Raw genomic sequence first — 18,519 nt, forward strand, 5'->3', positions numbered from 1 at the left:
CTCATTTGCCGCTCTTCCTTCCGGCCTTTTCCAAAAACTCCGCCGCTACTTCCTGCGGCGGCCCGGAGGGCGGCGGCGCGAGGCCGCGCAGAGCGAGGCGCAATGTCGTCGCGGGCGCGTCAGTGGGCGCGCGCGCCTCCACGAAATAACGGCCGGGCTCGAGGCGCAGAATCTGCGCGGCGCCTTCTCCGAGCGTCTTGCCGGCAACGTCGAGGAGACGCAGCGCGGCGCGATCCGGCTCGGCGCGCAGGCCGAGGCCGATCTCGCCCGCCTTCGTCACCTCGAAGGTGAAGAGCGCGGAGCCGGCGGGGCCGAGCGCGATCGGATCATTGACGCCGTCCGTCACCGGAATGACCGGCGTCGTCGCAATGCTCAGCACGCCGGAGAGCGCGCCGTCATGCGGCGAAAAAATCTCGATGAGCGCGCGGCCCGGCGCGGCATAGCGATGCAGCTCCACGCCAGCGGGGAATGTCTCCACCTCGCGCGCGCCATTCTGCGTGAAAGCAAGAATCGCCGGCGCGCTCGTGCGAATGTCGACGACGATGGGCGCGGTCACATCGAGCGCGAAAGCCTGCGCTTCTCCGCTGAGCGTGGCAGCGAAAGGCGCGCTCACCTCGCGCGGCGCGGCCGCGGGCCAGGGCGATTTGCCGGCGCGCTCGATCCAGGCGGCGACGAGGCCCGGCGCATGGGCGATCGTCGCCTCGCCCGGACCGGCGAGCGCGAGCGAGCGGCCGCGCAGCACGCGTCCATCGACGCCGATGAAGACGGCGTCGCCACCCGCGACGACGAGCCGATCTCCCGGCTGCGCCTCGACGAGATGCGCGGTCTCGCCGGCGGCGCCGTAGAAGCGCTTGATCGCCCTCCCCGCCGTGATCGGCTCGTGGCGTTCAGACGAGGATGTGACGCGCGCTGGCGCGGGCGTGTCGGTGAGATTGACGAGCCATAGCGCGCGGGCGCCCTCGAGGCGACGCGACAGCGGCGCGCCATCGGCGAAAGCCGCGAAGGCGCGCGGCTCCTCCGGCGCGGAGAACGCGGCGAGGCCGCTCGCAAGATCGAGCGCCAGCGCGCCGGCGCCGTCGAAGGCGAGAGGCTGCGCCGTGAGGGGCGGAATGACGCCGGAGAATTGCGCGCCGGCGCGAAGAGGCGCGGCTAGAGCGACATCGATCGCGCGAGCGGTGAAACGCAAGGATTGGGCGTCGCCGGCGTTCCACAGGCGCGGCGGCTCCTTGCCGGCGAGCGCCAGAGCCGCGCCCGGCGCGACGGCGAAGCCGTGTCCGGCCGAGACGCCCGGCTGGCCGAAGGCCGAGCGCGCGAGCCACAGCCGCGCCTTGCCGGAGGGCGGCCCGGCGGCGGGCAGAATGGCGCGCTCATTCTCGCCGAGCGTGAGCGGAATTTCAGCGCCGCTGGGCGCGAAGGCGGCGACGCGCGCCTTGGCGGCGCAATCGCCCTGCGTGAGCAGCCACAGGCTCTCCGATTGCGGCGCCAGCGCGCCGGCCGCAGCCGGAGCGAGCAGGCGACCGGCCGCCGAGCCCGCGGCGAGCGAGGTCGGCGCAGCGCCGATGGCGACGAGCGCCGAGGCGGGCGCAGCGACGAGGCCGACGCAGATTTTTGTCGCGAGCCCTTCGATCGGCGCCGGCTCCAGCGCTATGTCGCCGAAGCCGCGCGGGGTGCGCGCCAAGCTGCGCGCGGCGAGGGTGACGGGTGCGTCGGCGCCGCCGATGGTCCAGACGCTGGCGCGCCATTCGCCGCTCTCCGCCGGCCAGGCGGCGACAGGCGCAAGGCCGCGCTCGCGGCCAATGACGCGCCAGCGTCCATCGGCCTCGCGCTTCTCGATCGACAGCGCCGTCTCGCGCGTCGATTGTGCGGCGACGATCATCAGCCGCCCCTCCTGCGCAGCGGGCAGCGCCAGCTCATGCGCGCCGGCGCCGGAGACGGTCTTCACGCCCGCGAATGTCAAAGCCTCGGCCGGCGCGGAGGCAGGCAGAGCGAGGCTCACCTCGACGCCCTCGGGCTCGGCCGGTTCCTCCGCCTCCTGCGCGACCGTCTCGCCTTCCGTGGCGGCGCCTTCGTCTTCGTCATTCTGCTCCTCGGCCGCGGCCGCGGGTTGCGGCGCGCCCTTCAGCTCGTCGAGCCGCAGGCGATAGGCGCCCGCGGGCAGGCGCCGCGAGAGCGAGACGTTCCAATCTTCCGCGCGTCCCTCGAGCCGCTCGATCACGGCGCCATTCTCGTCCTCGACCGCGCCGATCAGCTCCTTGTCGCCGAAGCTCGCAATATCGACGACGCCGTCGCGCGCGATGGAGAATGGCAGAGCGGCGGGCAGAGCGACGAAGCGCGGCGCGCCCGGCTGCAATTGCGTCGATGTGAGCGCGATGCGGTAATCCAGCCGATCGTCATGGGCGAGGCTGCGCGCCTCGACGCGATAGGCGCCGGCGGCGAGCCTGCCGGAGAATTTGCGGCCGGCGGCGAATTTGCCGACGCTCTTGCGCGCCGAGTCGAAAATCTCCGCGACCATGCCCTCGCTCACATCCAGCGCAATGTCCGAGTCGCCGGCGAGCGCGAAGCTCCACACATCCGGGTCGCGCGGCGCGCTTTTGGCGAGAGGCTCGCGCCATTGCAGCTTCTGCGGCGCGTCGAAAGGCAGCGCATGTGGGCCATGGCCCTCGAGCGGCGCCGGCGTCACAATCCTGCGCAGGCGCGCGACGAAGCGGCCCTCGACATCCTCCGGCAGCACGACGAGGCGATAGCTTCCCTTCTCGAAACGGCGGGTGAGGCGCGTCAACGGGCCGGGCGTGGTGAGCGGCCAGCCGTCCGCCTCCTCGAGCCGCGCGCGCCATTCCTTGCCGAGCCCGGTGAGATCGAGCCGATAGAATCCGTCCTCGGGAATATCGATCGGCACGACGGCGCCGTGGCCGCCGTCGAGCGCGGCGCGCGCGGCGCCTTGGCCGGCGATGGGCGCCGTCGTCGTCATCGCCACGCTCTTCACCGAAAGGCCGAGATGGCCGGCGGATTCGCGCGCGGTGACGGCGACGCGATAGGCGCCGGCGCGCAAATAGCTCGTCACCAGCGCATTATGGCCGGGGCCATTGTTCTCGCCCTCGCCGAGATGCGGCGCCAGCGCGGCGCCGAGCGTGAGGCGCGTCTGCAATCGGCCCAAGGTCTCGACGCGATAGAGCCCGCCTTCGGCCACATCGAAACGAAACTCCCGCGTCTCGTCGCGGGAGAGATCCAGCCAAGCGGGCTTGGCGGCGGAAATCGTCGCTGGCGGGCGCTCCTTTACCGCCTCTGCGGCGGCCGTCTCCACATCATGCGCATAGACGAGGGCGAGCGCGCCCGGCTCCGCTCGCGCCGGAAGGCGAATGGTGGCGAAGCGATTGTCGTTCTCGATTTTTTCTTCCGTGATCTGCGCGGGCGCGCTCGCGCCCTTGTCGTCGATGACGAGAATCCTGCCGCCGCGCGGCGTGCGCACCGGCAGAAGATATTCCGTCGCGGCCGGCCGCGACAAAGGCGCGGCGCCCTTCTCGAGATCGGCCGGCAGAGCGATGACGCGCGGACCCGTCAGCAGGCCCGGCGCGCTATTGGCGAGAATGAAATGCGAGGCGCCCCGGTCGAGCTTGTGCTCGCCGAAGGAAATCACCGCGCGGGCGGAGGGCCGCGGGGGCAGCTCTGGGGCGAGGCCGGGCGGGCCGAGCGTCACATCCACGATTCCAACGGCGCCTTCCAACGGCTCGAGCGAGAGAAAATAGAAGCCCGCCTGAAGATCATAGCGGCTCGGCAGGCGGCCATCGGCGCGCGCCGCGGCGGCGCCGAAAGCGGGCTCGATGATCGCGCGCAGGCGCGGGCCTTTCACCGAGATCGCCACCGGGCCGCTGTCGGTCGCCTCGAACAGCAGAGTGGTCGGCCCACGCAGATTGAACTTGCCGCGATAGGCGCGGCCGCCGCCGATCTTCGGGAGGTCCGACGCCAGCACGCGCGTCTTGCCATTTTCCGTGCGCGCCAGCAGCGCCGTGGCGGGGACCTCGTCGGCGCCCTCGCCGGCGACGTCCATGGCGACGAGATTGGGTCCTTCCGTCTCGATCGGCGCGCGGCTCGCCCGGCGCAATGCGCGCAGCGAGAACGCCTGCCCCTCGAGGCCGGAGACTTCGATGAGGCCCAAAGTCTTGCCGTCGCCGCCGAGCGAGACGATCGCGACCGGCTCGCGGCTCGTCTTGTCGATCGCGGCGGACCCCGGCGCGCCAGCGCCACGCCGGGCCTCGAGGCGGGCGGCGGTCGGCTTGGGCAGCTCCAGGCGGAATGTGTCATAGCTCGCCGGCGCCTCGAAGCGCGCCGAGCCGAAAGCGCCGATGACGCCATTGGCGACGCCCGCGGCCAGCGATGCGGGATCGATGAGATGCAAGAGGAAGGGCTGCGTCGCGCCGCCCTCCGGCCAGACGATGGGCTCGCCGCCATAGGCGATCACGACATAGCGGCCGGGCTCGACCGCGCCTTCCAGCCGCAGCCGCGTCATCTGGCGCCCGGGCCGCGTCTCGATTGTCGCGCGCGCGGGTGAAAGATCGACGAGCTCGCCGCTCGCCTTCCACAGACGCAGATCGCGCAATGCGCGGCCCAGCGCCTCCACGCCGACGCGGCCCGAGGCCCCCACCTCGAGCGAATAGCTCCTCTGGACGAGATCGCCGAGCTCGGCGGAGAATGTCTTGCCGGGCGCCAGCGCCTCGCGCGCGCCCTGCTCCTGAAACGCCTCGGCGGTGAGGCGCGCCTTGCCGGCCGCGCTCTTGTCCATCGCGCCCTTGGCGCCGAAGAGCCGCAGCTTGTAGACGCCGGCGTCGAGCAGCAGATCGAGCCGCCCGTCGCGCTGGCCCGCGGCGCCCGCCGTCTCGCCGGGGCCGGTTATCATATCAACGAGCCCAATGGCCACGCCCGAGGCGCTATGCGCTGCGATGGCGTAGCGGCCCGGGGCCGGAATGGTCAGAAGCGAGAAGCCGTCGCGATCGGCGGGCAGCTCGCTCACAGAAAATCGGCCGGGCGCGGCATGCTGCTCGACGCGCGTCGGCTCGACGCGCGTTTTGGCGGAAGGCGCGGGCTCCGACGCCGCATAGGAGACGAAGGCGCCGAGCGACAGGCAGGACATCGCGAAAGCGATTGCGATCTTCAGAAGCAAGGCCCCGATCATGCGCAACATGACACCCTCCGCCGCGATGCGCCGCAAGACGCCGCGCTCGAGCTTACGCCGCCGCTTGTTTCCGAGTCGAGCCGGACTGTCGCGCGACGTCTCTCCATGGGCGGAAGGAAACGCGCTTTTTCGAGGCGCCGCCGTGCGCGACCGCACAATACGACGCCGATATGACGCTTCGCTAAGAGTTCGCGCGCGACCGCGTTAACCTCGAGGGAAAGTGAATTTGCGCCGCGCCCCTGACGCCGGCCGGGCGCGCGCTACTTGCGCCGTCGTGAGGCATCATGATTGCCGAACGGCATGCCTATTACGGAGGTCTTGAATGAAATCGAAAATCGCATCCGTCCTCGCCGCCGCCGCTCTGCTCGGCTCCGTCGGCTCGGCCGCGGCCTTCCCGCGCGTCGTCACCGACCTCGCCGCCTTCCGCACGGGTCCCGGCCTCGACTTCCTGCCCATCCTCGCCGTCCCCCCGCAGGCGGTGGTCGATGTGCACGGCCACATCGGCGGCTGGTCGCGCGTCGCCTATGCCGGCAAGATCGGCTTCATCGCCAGCTCGCTGCTCGCGCGTCCGATCGTCGTGAGGCCGGTCGTCACCTCGGTCGTCGTGGCCCCCACCCCGGTGGTCGCCGTCGCGCCGGCTCCGGCCGTCGCCATAGCGCCCGCTCCGGTCGCGGCTCCGGTCGGCCTCATCACGGCTCCGCTGCGCATCTTCGAGTAATCGAGACGCGGCGAGGCGAGCAGACGCGCGGAACATGTTTCCGCGCGTCTTTCGTACGTGCGCCGCGCGAGCGAGTTTCGCGGACAGAAAGCGAGCGCGCCCCCACTCTTTCGATGCTAGAATTTTCGAGTCGAATCTTTTTGGAAAATTCGTTTCGAGCGAGGCTCCATGCGCTCCTTCTTCCTTTCCTGCCTCTGCGCGCCTTTTCTTCTCTTTTCGTCGCAGACGCAGGGAAAGCCCGCCAAGGTCGGCGAGCTCGTCAACCTACGCTCCGGCCCGGGCCTGAGCTTCGCCGCTCTTCTCGCCATTCCCCCGGACGCGGTGCTCGAGGTCGCCTCCTGCCGCGCCGATTGGTGCCGCGTCACTTACGCAGGGTCCGCCGGCTATGTCGCGCAGCCGGCGCTCGTGCCGATCGCCGCGCGGCCGGTGGAGACGCCCATCCTGCCGCCGCTCGGCGCCTATGTGTGGCGGCGCGACATTCCGCCACTCTTTGATCCTTACGACTCCGCCGGTCCCTGGTACACCGGCCCTTGGGCCTATGAGGGAGCCAACGCCGTGCAATGGCGCTACGGATTTCCCGGCGGCTATGTGCCTTGGTATCGCAACGCCATCTGGCGGCCGGGCTTCGGCTGGTTCTGACATCCGCGAATTGCGACGCGAAAACGCCGCTGCGCGCAGCGCGTATCGACGCGCGCGCAGGCGCCGCGCATTGCGACAAATAAGCGCGCGTCTCGTTTTTTGACGTTTGCGCGCTGCGAAGCGCATGCGTGAAAGTCCCAGAATTCCAGGGAAAATAACGCACGATTTTCATTCGCCTGTGACATTTGTGCGCAGCGCGGGACGCACGCCGCTTTTCTTGATCGATATCAAATCGCATCGCCGCGCGAGCGATAGACTCTTACGCGTGATCAAAGACGAAAGGCAGGGCGCGCGACACGCGAAGCGCCCCGCGCCTTCCCGCCAGTCCGCGAGGATCCCGCCCATGGCGCCGAATGACGCTCCCGCAAAATCCGTCACCTTTTCAGAAGCGGCGATGACGCTTCTCTTCATCGCCTTCGCGGCGTTCGCCGGCTTCGTCGCCTCGCGCGCGCATACGCCGGCCTATGCGTTCCACGCCGCTCTATTCGCGCTCGGCTCCATCGTCGCCGTCTTCGCACTGCTGAAGCGCTACGAGCTGCGCGACGCGGAGGCGCCCGCGCCCTTCATCGACGGACGGCCCAATTACAATTACGGGCCGATCCGCTTTTGCGCACTGGCCGCATTGTTCTGGGGCGTCGCCGGCTTCGCCGTCGGACTCTATATCGCGCTGGAGCTCGCCTTTCCGGCCTTCAATCTCGATCTGCCCTGGATCAACTTCGGGCGCCTGCGGCCCTTGCACACTTCGGCGGTGATCTTCGCCTTCGGCGGCAATGTGCTGCTCGCCACCTCCTTCTATGTCGTGCAGCGCACCTGCCGCACGCGGCTCGCCGGAGATCTCGCGCCTTGGTTCGTCGTCCTCGGCTATAATTTCTTCATCCTCATCGCCGGCACCGGCTATCTGCTCGGCGTCACGCGCGGGCACGAATACGCCGAGCCGGAATGGTATGCGATCCTCTGGCTCGTCGTGGTCTGGGTCGTCTACCTCATCGTCTTCCTCGCCACTTTGGCCAAGCGCGAGGAGCCGCACATCTATGTCGCCAATTGGTTCTTCCTCGCCTTCATCGTGACGGTCGCGGTTCTCGTGCTCGGCAACAACACCGAGATTCCGATCTCCGTCTTCTCGCCGAGATCGGTGATCGTCTGGGCCGGCGTGCAGGATGCGATGATCCAATGGTGGTATGGCCATAACGCCGTCGGCTTCTTCCTCACCGCGGGCTTTCTCGGCATAATGTATTATTTCGTGCCCAAGCGCGCCGAGCGGCCGATCTATTCCTATCGCCTGTCCATCGTGCATTTCTGGGCGCTGATCTTCCTCTACATCTGGGCCGGCCCGCATCATCTGCACTATACGGCGCTGCCCGATTGGGCGCAGACGCTCGGCATGACCTTCTCCATCATGCTGTGGATGCCCTCCTGGGGCGGCATGATCAACGGCCTCATGACTCTCTCCGGCGCATGGGACCGGCTGCGCACGGACCCCGTGCTGCGCATGCTCGTCGTCTCCGTGGCCTTCTACGGAATGTCCACTTTCGAAGGGCCGCTGATGTCGGTGAAGGCGGTGAATGCGCTCTCGCATTACACCGATTGGGGCATAGGCCATGTGCATTCGGGCAGCCTCGGCTGGGTCGGCTTCGTCTCCTTCGGCGCGCTCTATTGCCTCATCCCCTGGGTTTTCGGCCGCAAGCTCTATTCGCTGAAGCTCGTCGACTGGCACTTCTGGATCGCGACCATCGGCATCGTCTTCTACATATCGGCGATGTGGGTCGCCGGCATAATGCAAGGGCTGATGTGGCGCGCCTACACGCCGCAGGGATTCTTGGAATATTCCTTCATCGAGACCACCGAGGCGCTGCATCCCGAATATGTGATCCGCGCGGCGGGCGGCGGCCTCTTCCTCATCGGCGCGCTCATCATGGTCTACAATATCTACAAGACGCTGCGCGCGCCCGCGGCGGCGAGCGCCACAGAATTCTCGCCCCTTCCCGCCCCCGCGCAATAAGAGGAGAGAGACATGTCCGACATTGCGCGCAACGCGCCGACGGGCGGCCTGCAGAAGCGGCTCGAGACCAATTCGATCCTGCTTCTGCTGGCGATCCTGCTGCTGGTCTCGATCGGCGGAATCATCGAGATCGTGCCGCTCTTCTATCTGCACAACACGATCGAGAAAGTGGAGGGCGTGCGGCCCTATTCGCCGCTCGAGCTTTCCGGCTACAACATCTATGTGCGCGAAGGCTGCTACACCTGCCATTCGCAGATGATCCGTCCCTTGCGCGACGAGGTGGAGCGCTACGGTCATTACTCGCTCGCCGCCGAGAGCATGTATGACCATCCGTTCCAATGGGGCTCCAAGCGCAACGGGCCGGATCTCGCGCGCGTCGGCGGACGCTACTCCAATGATTGGCAGCGCGACCATTTGCGCGATCCGCGCTCCGTCGTGCCGGCGTCGATCATGCCGGGCTATCCCTTCCTCGCGCAGACGCCGCTCGACGCCGAGCATATCGTCGAGCAGATGAAAACGCTGCGTCTCGTCGGCGTGCCTTATTCGGATGCGCAAATCGACAACGCCAAGGCCGATCTTTCGGCGCAGAGCGCGCCCGACGATCCGGGCGCCGAAGCGCTGCGCCGCCGCTATCCCAATGTCGTCGTCAATGACCAGACCGGCAGGAATGGCGTCACCGAGGAGGATGCGCTCATCGCCTATCTGCAGCATCTCGGCGTCTCGGTGAATTTCAAGCTCTATGACGACAAAGCCGCAGTGAATGTGAGGTGAGCCATGACCACTTACGAATCGTGGCGAGAGCTCTCAGCGAGCTCGGGCCTTTTCTTCTTCGTCGCATTGTTCGCCGGAATCCTGGCCTATGCGCTATGGCCCTCCAATCGCGAAAAATTCCGACGCGCCGCCGAGACGCCATTGCGAGAGGACTGAAGACATGTCGACGCGACAAGCTCACAGCGACGCGGCCCGCATCGATCCGCATTCCAAGACCAGGACGACCGGCCATGAGTGGGACGGCATAGAGGAGCTCGACACGCCGCTGCCGCGCTGGTGGGTCATCACCTTCTATGCGACCATCCTGTGGTCGATCGGCTATTTTCTCGCCTATCCGGCGCTGCCGACTCTTTCTGGCGGCACGCAGGGCCTCATCGGCTGGCATTCGCGCGCATCGGTCGCGCGCGACATGGAGCAGCTGAGCGAGATTCGCGGCCCGGTGCTGGAGCGCCTCGCCAACGCGCCGCTGGAGGAGATAGAGGCGCGGCCGCAATTGCTCAGCGCCGTGCGCGCATTGGGCGCCGCCGCTTTCGCCAATAATTGCGCCGGCTGCCATGGCGCCGGCGCGCAAGGCGCGAAGGGCTATCCCAATCTCAATGACGATGATTGGCTGTGGGGCGGCAAGCTCGCCGATATTCGCCGCACCATTGAGCATGGCGTGCGCTGGGACGCCGATAAGGAGACGCGCAGCGAGACCATGCCCGCCTTCGGCCGCGATGGAATGCTCGACGCGAAGCAGATTTCCATCGTCGCCGATCAAGTGCGCGCGATGGCGAAGCTTCCCGGCGGCATAGCGACTGCGCAAGGCGCCAAGCTATTCGACGATAATTGCTCCGTCTGTCATGGCGTCGACGGCAAGGGCAATCATGACATGGGCGCGCCCAATCTCACCGACGCTCTGTGGCTGTTCGGCTCCGACAAGGAGACGATCTCGAGCCGCATCGCCAATGGCGGCGGCGGCGTGATGCCGGCGTGGAAGGATCGCCTCGACGAGCCGACGATCAAGGCGCTCACCATCTATGTGCATACGCTCGGCGGCGGCGAGTGAGGGAGAGGAAAATGACGAGCGCCGATATGGGCAAGGCGAAGAGCGGCTCGCTCTATGCGCCACGCAAGACGATCTATCCGAAAGAGGTCGAAGGCGAGTTCCGCCGCATCAAATGGTGGCTGCTGGCATTCACTCTCTCGGTCTATTATCTGCTGCCTTTCGTGCGCTGGGATCGTGGCCCCGACGCCCCGTCGCAAGCGGTGCTCGTCGATTTTCTGCATCGACGCTTCTATTTCTTCTTCATCGAGATCTGGCCGCAGGAGGTCTATTATCTCACCGGCCTCTTGATCCTCGCCGCGCTCACCCTCTTTCTGATGAACGCGCTCGCCGGGCGCATATGGTGCGGCTATCTCTGCCCGCAGACTGTGTGGACCGATCTCTATCTTTCCGCCGAGCGTTGGATAGAGGGCGATGCGCGCGAGCGCGCCCGCAAGGACGCCGGCCCACGCACGGCGAAGATTTGGCGCGAGAAGATCGCCAAGCATGCGCTATGGCTTCTCATCGCCTGGTGGACGGGCGGCGCCTGGGTGCTCTATTTCGCCGACGCGCCGACGCTCGTCTATGCGCTCGCGACCTTCCAGCCGGGAATCTCGGAAGCCTATATTTGGATCGGCATACTCACCTTCACCACCTATATGCTCGCCGGCCATATGCGCGAGCAGGTGTGCCTCTATATGTGCCCCTGGCCGCGCATACAGGCCGCGCTCACCGACGAATATGCGCTGAATGTCACCTATCGCTATGATCGCGGCGAGCCGCGCATGTCGCTGAAGCAGGCGAGCGCGCTTCGCCTCGCCGGCGCGCCGGCCGGCGATTGCGTCGATTGCGGCCAATGCGTCGCCGTCTGCCCGACAGGCGTCGACATTCGCAAAGGCGCCTCGCTCGGCTGCGTGCAATGCGGCCTGTGCATAGACGCCTGCGACGCCGTGATGGCGAAGATCGGCCGCTCGGCGCGGCTCATCGCCTATGACACGCAGATGAATTGCGAGCGCCGTCGCAAGGGCGAGGCACCCGTCTACAAGCCATTGCGCGCGCGCACCATCATCTACGCGGCGCTCATCGTGGCGATCGCCGGGCTCATGTCCGCAAAGCTGGCGACGCGCGAGGATGCGCGCCTCTCCGTGCTGCATGATCGCAATCCGCTCGCCGTCACGCTGGCCGACGGCAGCATTCGCAACGCCTATACGATTCGCTTCGCCAATATGAGCGCCGAGCCGCGTCGCTTTCTGCTGGAGACCAGCGGCGTCGAGGGCGCCGAGGTGGAGATCGTCGGCGTCGAGCCCGACGCCGAAGGCCGAATGATCGTCGGCGTCGGCGCCGATCAGACGCGCGAGACGCGCGTGCTCGTCACATGGCGCGGCGCGCGCAGAGCCAAGGGACAGACGCCGATCCTCTTCACCTCCAAAGAGCTGGAGAGCGACGCATCCGTCACTATGAGAGACGTATTCGTGACTCCATGAGGAAAAAGCCATGTCGCACACAAATCTGATGCGCGCGGCGCCGCAGCGTCGCCTCGGCGGTTGGCAGGTTCTTTCGCTGCTCGTTCTGTTTTTCGGCGTCATCGCCACGGTCGATGGCGTGATGATCTACGCCGCCATCTCCACCTTCCGCGGCGAGGAGGTGAGCCGCGCCTATGAGAGGGGCCTCGCCTATAATCTCGACATCGCCGGCGCCCGCGAGCAGAGCGCGCGCGACTGGAAAGTCGAGGCGACGATTTTGCGCCGCGGCGCCTGGGAGAATCTCGTCTCGGTTACGCTGCGCGACGAAAATGGCGGCCTGTCGGGGCTGAAGCTCATGGCGGAAATCCGCGCGCCGGTCGATGGCCGCAAGGATGTCGCCGTCGATCTCGCGGAGATCGCGCCGGGCCGCTATGAGGCGCCGATCGTCATCGAATCCGGCTTCCGCGATCTCGTGCTGGTCGCGACGCGCGACGGCCATGAAATGTTCCGCTCCAAGAGCCGCATTCGCATCGATTGAGCGCCCCATGACCATGGACGTCGATTTCTCCGCTCTCGCGACGCGCGACCGCAATGGCGCGCTACGCGTGGAGCTGGCGCTGGACGGCATGACCTGCGCCGCCTGCATTTTCGAGATCGAAGCGGCGCTGAAGGCCGTTCCCGATCTCGTCGCGGCGCGCGTGAATTACGCCGATCGCCGCCTCTCGCTGGAATGGACGGCGCCGACATTCGACTTCGCCGCCGTGTCGGAAAGGCTGCGACGCATGGGCTATCGCGCCCGGCCGTTCGAGCGCGAGAGCGGCGAGAGCGCGGAGCGCGAGATCGCGCGGCGCCTGCTGCGCTGTCTCGCCGTCGCCGGCTTCGCGACGGTGAATGTGATGATGCTGTCCGAGGCCGTCTGGCTCGGCGGCGATATGGACGAAGCGACGCGCGACTTCTTCCATGGCGTCTCCGCGCTGATCGCTCTGCCCGCCACGGCTTTCGCCGGCCAGCCCTTCTTTGCCAGCGCCTTCGCCGCGCTGCGCGCGCGGCGGCTCAACATAGACGTGCCGATCTCGCTCGGCGTGCTGCTGTCGCTCGCAATGTCGGTCTATGAGACGCTCACCCACGCGCCGCACGCCTATTTCGATTCGGCGACCATGCTGCTCGCCTTTCTGCTGCTGGCGCGTTATCTCGATTGCGCCATGCGCCGCAAGACGCGCGCCGTCGCCGCCAATCTCGCCGCTCTGCGCGCGCCCGCCGCTTGTCGCATCGCCGCCGATGGCGCGCAAAATTACGTTCCGCTCGCCGCGCTGGCGCCGGGCGATCGCGTGCTGACGCGGCCGGGCGAGCGCATTCCCGCAGATGGCGTCATCCTTTCCGGCGAGGCGAGCCTCGATGAGAGCCTCGTCACCGGCGAGACGCGCCGCCGCTGCGTTTCTGCAGGCGATACGGTCTATGCCGGCGCGCTGAATTTCGACGGCGCGCTGACGATGCGCGTGCAGGCCGCGGCCGGCGATTCGCTCATCGACGAGATCGAACGCCTGGTGGAGAAGGCGACGGCGGCGCGCTCGCGTTACCTGCGCCTCGCCGATCGGGTCTCGCGCCTCTATGCGCCTCTCGTTCATCTCGCCGCGCTCAGCGCGCTGCTCTCATGGCTCGCGGCCGGCGCATCGCTGCATGATGCGCTGGTGACGGCCATCGCCATGCTGATCGTCACCTGCCCTTGCGCGCTGGCGCTCGCCGTGCCCGCCGTGCAAGTCGCGGCGAGCGGCGCGCTGTTTCGCGCTGGCGTGCTGCTCAATTCCGACGATGCGCTGGAGCGTCTCGCCGAGATCGACACTGTCGTCTTCGACAAGACCGGCACGCTGACGACGCCGGAGCCGCGCATCGTCAATGCGCAGGAGATCGAGCCGACCTTGCTCGAGCTCGCCGCGCGGCTCGCTCATTCGAGCCGTCATCCGCTCGCTCGCGCAGTCGCATGCGAATATCCATATGCCGCGGCGATCGAGGGCGCGCGCGAGGAGCAAGGCGCCGGCGTCGTGGCCATGGTCGACGGCGTCGAGGCGAGTCTCGGCGACGCGCGCTTTTGCGGTGTCGAGCGCGACTGCGCAGCGCTGGCGGCGCGCGGGGACGCATCCGTCATCGCCTTCCGCCATGGCGAGCGCACCGCGGCGCTCATCGTGCGGCAGAGCTTGCGTTACGACGCGCGCGAGACCATCGAAGCGCTCGCGGATCGCGGCTTGCGCGTCATCATTCTGTCTGGCGATCGCGTGGAGCCGGTGGAGGCTGCGGCGCGCGCGCTCGGCGTCGCGGAGTGGCGCGGCGCGATGAAGCCGGCCGATAAGGTGGCGCGTCTCGAGGCGCTGCGCGCGCAGGGGCGCAAAGTGCTGATGATCGGCGACGGGATCAATGACGCGCCGGCGCTGGCCGCCGCGCATGTGTCGCTGTCGCCGATCGACGCTGCGGAAATCGCGCAAGCGGCGGCCGACGCCGTCTTCCTCGGCGAAGGCCTCGCGCCTATTGTGACGACGATCGATGCGGCGCGACGGGCGCGCGCGCTGATGCGCCAGAATCTCGCGCTCTCGCTTCTCTACAACATGATCGCCGCGCCGCTCGCAATAGCGGGACTGCTGACGCCGCTCATCGCCGCCATCGCAATGTCGAGCTCCTCGCTCATCGTCACGCTCAATGCGCTGCGCGCCGGCCGCCGTCGCTCCGACGAGCCGGGAGCCCTGGCGCGCAAGGACCACATGCATCACATAGCCGTAGAGAAGGAGTCGCCCGCATGAATGTCCTTCTCTTTCTCGTTCCGCTCGCTCTGCTGCTCGGCGCGCTCGGTCTCGCGGCTTTCGTCTGGTCGCTGAATGCGGGTCAATATGAGGATCTCGAAGGCGCCGCCGCACGTGCGCTCGCCGACGATGATGTGGAGGATGCGCGAGCATGAGCCTCCAATTCGATCCGCTGCTCGCGCGGCCGAGCGAGACGCTCTGCCTATGCCCACGCATGGGCGAGACCGACGATGCGCCATCGACGCTGCGGCTCGCGCTCGGCTTCGGGCTCGGCGTGCTGGCGCAGGCTTTGGCGCTCTCGCAACTGCCGCAAGCGGCGCTGCTCATCGCGCCGCGCGCGGAGGAGATCGGCTGGCCGCTGGCGCTGATGCTCATCGGCGCGGCGCTCGCCTCCTTTCCGGCGGCGCTGCTCGTCGACGGCTTCGGACGACGCGGCGCCTTCGCGCTTGGGGCGAGCCTCGGCGTCGGCGGCGGGCTGCTCGCCGCCTTCGGCATGACGCGCGGACATTTCCCGGCGCTGTGCCTCGGCGCGCTGTGGCTCGGGCTGGCGCAGGGCTTCGGCCTCTTCTATCGCCATATAGCGGCCTCCGCTCAGGGCGGAGTAAGCGTGCTGGCGGGGGGCGCGCTCGCCGCGCTGATGGCGCCGCTCGTGGTTTTTTGCGCAGAGCTCGCGGGAGGCGGAGCGGCGACCTTGCTCTGCGCATCGCTGCTGCAGATTTTCGCGCTCGCTCTGGCGGTGCGCGCGCCGCATGGTTTCGCTGACGCGCCTTCCTCTCCTTCGTCCTTCGAGACGGTCTCTACGAGACCTCCTCAGGATGAAGGAGAGGAATACGCTACAGCTCACGATCGCGATTCGGTCAAAGTCCGATTTGCGCTGCTGACGCTCGCCGGCGCGGCGGCTTGGGCGATCATGGCGGCGGCCATGCTGCGCGGACCATTGTCGCTCGCCCTCTGCGGGGCGGCGCAGAGCTTCGTCGGCGCAGCGATGGCTTGGCATCTGCTCGCAATGTATGGCCCCGCCGCGCTGGCGGCGCGCTGGCCGACGTTCTTTCCCGCGCTGAAGACGCTTTGCGTCGGGCTCATCGCTCTGGCGGGAGCTTTCGCGCTGCTGCGCTTTTCCGCCTCGCCCACGCTTCTGGCGGGGGGAATGGCGGCGATCGGCGCCGGCTGGTCGCTCGCCAATATCGGCGCGCTGCGGCTGTTGCATGAGAAAGGGCCGGTCCCGCCGGCTGCGCTGGCGCTGCATGACCTCTGCCTGCTCGGCGCGGCGGCTGCGGGCGCGCTGGCCCTTTGACCCGATTTCGCCGCATGCTTTTCGCAAATTGCTGAATTCGGCGTAGACTCCCCTCCGGGACGGGCCTGCGCGGCCGGCGCTCGCGCGCTAAATTGCCCGGCGAGGACGAGAATTATGAGCTTCTGGCGCAAAAAAGAGAGCGGCCGCAGCGAGGCTTCGCCCACGCTGGAGGCTCTGGTGCGGCGCTCGCTGGCGGCGCTGGCGCTCGAGCGGCTGGCGCGCGTCGCCGCTGGGCTGGCCACGCTGCTTCTCATTTTCCTTGCGGTCACCTTCGCTGGCCTCTGGCTCGAAATCGGCGCGAGCGCGCGGGCGCTCGGCGTCGGCGCTTTTGCGCTGGCGGCTTTGTGGATCCTCGGGCGCGGCCTCGTCGCCGGAACGCCGCGGCGGCGCGAGGCTCTGGCGCGTCTCGACGCCTCGCCCGGCGCGGAGCATCGGCCCGCCGCCTCGCTCGAGGACACGCTCGCCGGCGGCGCCGACGATCAGACGACGCGCACGCTCTGGGCGCTGCATCGCGGCCGGCTCGAGCGCAAGCTCGCGGCGATAGAGGTGACGCCGCCGGACCCCGGCCTGCCGCAGCGCGATCCTTTCGCTCTGCGCGCGGCCGCGCTGGTCGCCGCCGTGGCCGCGGCCTTTGTCGCCGGGCCGGATCGCGAGACGCGGCTTCTCTCCGCCTTCGATTGGGAGAGCGGCCCCGCTTCCGCGACGGGGGCGAGGGTCGACGCCTGGTTCGAGCCGCCGGCCTATACGGGCCGGCCGCCGATCGTGGTGCCGCAGCGCGCCGAAGGGCCTTGGGCGCAGATCTCGGCGCCCGTGAATTCGACGCTGGTGCTGCGCAGCCTCGGCGCGCGCGGCGCCGCGACGACGAGCGGCGGGCTCGCGCCGATCGAGGGCGGCAAGCAGAAGCAGGCGAGCGGCGAGGCCGAGGAACGCTTCAAGCTCGCCGGCGACGCCGCTCTGGCGCTGCGCGGCGCCGGGGAGTTCCGCATTCAGGCGATCCCGGATCGCGCGCCGACGATCGAGATCACGCAGCCGCCGCGCAATAATGCGCGCGGCACCATGACGCTCGGCTTTCGTACCGATGATGATTATGGCGTCATCGCCGGCGAGGCGGTCGCCGCTCTGCCCGCCTCGGCGCGGCCGAGCCGCTCGCTCTATCCGCCGCCGCGCCTCGCCCTGCCCGTGCCGCCGACCCGCGGCGGCCTCGGCGAGGCCAAGGCGACGCTCGACTTCTCCGACCACCCCTGGGCCGGCGCGCGCGTGGCGCTGACGCTGGTCGCCCATGACGAGGGCGGCAATGACGGCTTCTCCGCGCCGCTGGACGTCACTCTGCCGGAGCGCCGTTTCGCCAAGCCGCTGGCCCGCGCGCTCGCCGAGCAGCGCCGCAATCTGGCGCTCGACCCCGACCATTCCGCCCGCGTGCTGACGGCGGTGGACGCTCTGTCGCTGGGCTCGGCGCTGTTCGAGACCCCCTCCTCGATCTTCCTGGGGCTGAGCGCCGCCAAGGCGCGGCTGCAAGCGGCGCGCGACGACGCCGATCTGCGCGAGGTCGCCGATCTGCTCTGGGCCATGGCGCTCTCGCTCGAGGAAGGCGACGTCGCGCAGGCCGAGCGCGATCTGCGCGCGGCGCAAAAGGAGCTGCGCGAGGCGCTGGAGCGCGGCGCGAGCGAGGAGGAGATTGCCAAGCTTACGCAGGATCTGCGCGCGGCGATGGAAAAATTCCTGAACGGCCTCGGCCAGAAGAACGGCAAGAACGCGGAGCGCTCCGCGCCGCAGCAGGGCGATCAGCGCGTGCTGACGCCGGACGATCTCAATTCCATGCTGAGCGAGATCGAGAAGGCCGAGCGCTCCGGCGATCTCGCCGAGGCGCAACGCCTGCTCGACGATCTGCAGGATGTGCTGGAAAATCTTCGCCCCGCGCAGGCCGGCCGCTCCGACCCTCGCGCGCGGGAAATGTCGCGCGCGCTGGACGAGCTCGACAAGCTGACGCGCGAGGAGCAGCAATTGCGCGACGAGACCAATCGCGGCCAGCAATCGGGCGGCCAGCAGTCCGGCGGCGACCCGCGACGCGGCGGCAAGGGCCAATCCTCTTCCTCCGACGATGCGCGCGGACGGCAGAAGGCGTTGCGCGACCGCTTGGAGCATGAGCAGGACCGGCTGCGCCGCGCCGGCGAGGCCTCGCCCGATCTCTCCGACGCCGACAAGGCGATGAAGGAGGCCGAGAAGGCGCTCGGCCCCGGCGGCGAGGGAACCGGCCGCGCCGTGGACGCCCAGGGCCGCGCGCTGCAGGCGCTGCGCCGCGGGGCCGACCAGCTCGCCTCCCGCATGCAGGGCGAGGGGGAAGAAGGCGAGGGCCAGAACGGCCGCACGGGCCGCCGCGCCGGAATGCGCCCCGGCGAGGGCGCCGATCCGCTCGGCCGCCCGACCGGCCGCCAACGCGGCCAGGAGGCCGGCGCCCATTACGATCCGCTCGGCCTGCCGCCGGCCGTGCGCGCCCGCCGCGTGCAGGAGGAACTGCGCCGCCGTCTCGGCCAGCCGGAGCGCCCGGCCGAGGAGCTGGATTATTTCGAGAGGTTGTTGCGGCGGTGAGGGGGGTGCGCTGTGGTGGGCCGTCACGCCGCTGACGCACACGACGAGTCGTACACGATCCAGTCGAAC

Annotated in this window: 13 protein-coding genes; 12 read left to right on the forward strand and 1 reads right to left on the reverse strand. The window is 68.6% G+C overall.

The genetic code is table 11. The annotated features are described in order from the left end of the window. Position 1: 1 nt before the first annotated feature. On the reverse strand, positions 2–5,176 hold the full coding sequence (locus EDE12_RS00205; protein WP_134187956.1) for a hypothetical protein: 5,175 nt from the start codon (positions 5,174–5,176) through the stop codon (positions 2–4). Positions 5,177–5,489: 313 nt separating this feature from the next. Here EDE12_RS00205 and EDE12_RS00210 point away from each other — a divergent pair, with 313 nt between their 5' ends. From EDE12_RS00210 to EDE12_RS00265, 12 genes are all read left to right on the forward strand, one after another. After that, a complete protein-coding gene (locus EDE12_RS00210) occupies positions 5,490–5,885 on the forward strand; it encodes a hypothetical protein (RefSeq protein ID WP_024878578.1) in 396 nt (131 codons plus the stop codon). A gap of 168 nt (positions 5,886–6,053) precedes the next feature. Then, positions 6,054–6,524 (forward strand): SH3 domain-containing protein, encoded by a 471-nt coding sequence (locus EDE12_RS00215; RefSeq protein WP_036291354.1) that lies wholly within the window; start codon positions 6,054–6,056, stop codon positions 6,522–6,524. 394 nt (positions 6,525–6,918) lie between these two features. After that, complete coding sequence (ccoN, locus tag EDE12_RS00220; protein ID WP_134188005.1) at positions 6,919–8,523, forward strand: cytochrome-c oxidase, cbb3-type subunit I; 1,605 nt, start codon at positions 6,919–6,921, stop codon at positions 8,521–8,523. Between the two features lie 12 nt (positions 8,524–8,535). After that, positions 8,536–9,294, forward strand: a complete 759-nt coding sequence (ccoO, locus tag EDE12_RS00225; RefSeq protein ID WP_026600067.1) for a cytochrome-c oxidase, cbb3-type subunit II — start codon at positions 8,536–8,538, stop codon at positions 9,292–9,294. A 3-nt stretch (positions 9,295–9,297) separates the two neighbouring features. Next, on the forward strand, positions 9,298–9,450 hold the full coding sequence (locus EDE12_RS00230; protein ID WP_026600066.1) for a cbb3-type cytochrome c oxidase subunit 3: 153 nt from the start codon (positions 9,298–9,300) through the stop codon (positions 9,448–9,450). A gap of 4 nt (positions 9,451–9,454) precedes the next feature. Then, the gene (gene ccoP, locus EDE12_RS00235) at positions 9,455–10,342 is read left to right on the forward strand and encodes a cytochrome-c oxidase, cbb3-type subunit III (protein ID WP_026600065.1); all 888 of its coding nucleotides are present in this window, start codon (positions 9,455–9,457) and stop codon (positions 10,340–10,342) included. Between the two features lie 11 nt (positions 10,343–10,353). Next, positions 10,354–11,802: a cytochrome c oxidase accessory protein CcoG gene (ccoG, locus tag EDE12_RS00240; protein ID WP_024878573.1), complete on the forward strand. Its 1,449-nt coding sequence runs from the start codon at positions 10,354–10,356 to the stop codon at positions 11,800–11,802. A 10-nt stretch (positions 11,803–11,812) separates the two neighbouring features. Next, complete coding sequence (locus tag EDE12_RS00245) at positions 11,813–12,319, forward strand: FixH family protein (protein ID WP_024878572.1); 507 nt, start codon at positions 11,813–11,815, stop codon at positions 12,317–12,319. Between the two features lie 7 nt (positions 12,320–12,326). Further along, positions 12,327–14,570 (forward strand): heavy metal translocating P-type ATPase, encoded by a 2,244-nt coding sequence (locus EDE12_RS00250; protein ID WP_051592629.1) that lies wholly within the window; start codon positions 12,327–12,329, stop codon positions 14,568–14,570. After that, positions 14,567–14,725, forward strand: a complete 159-nt coding sequence (gene ccoS / locus EDE12_RS00255) for a cbb3-type cytochrome oxidase assembly protein CcoS (RefSeq protein WP_024878570.1) — start codon at positions 14,567–14,569, stop codon at positions 14,723–14,725. Before EDE12_RS00250 ends, ccoS begins: the two co-directional genes overlap by 4 nt. Continuing rightward, the gene (locus tag EDE12_RS00260; protein ID WP_026600063.1) at positions 14,722–15,864 is read left to right on the forward strand and encodes a hypothetical protein; all 1,143 of its coding nucleotides are present in this window, start codon (positions 14,722–14,724) and stop codon (positions 15,862–15,864) included. The genes ccoS and EDE12_RS00260 overlap by 4 nt, the downstream gene beginning before the upstream one ends. A 114-nt stretch (positions 15,865–15,978) precedes the next feature. Continuing rightward, complete coding sequence (locus tag EDE12_RS00265) at positions 15,979–18,450, forward strand: TIGR02302 family protein (protein WP_026600062.1); 2,472 nt, start codon at positions 15,979–15,981, stop codon at positions 18,448–18,450. Positions 18,451–18,519 lie beyond the last annotated feature (69 nt).

The organism is Methylosinus sp. sav-2, from assembly GCF_004366495.1.
Classification (GTDB): domain Bacteria; phylum Pseudomonadota; class Alphaproteobacteria; order Rhizobiales; family Beijerinckiaceae; genus Methylosinus.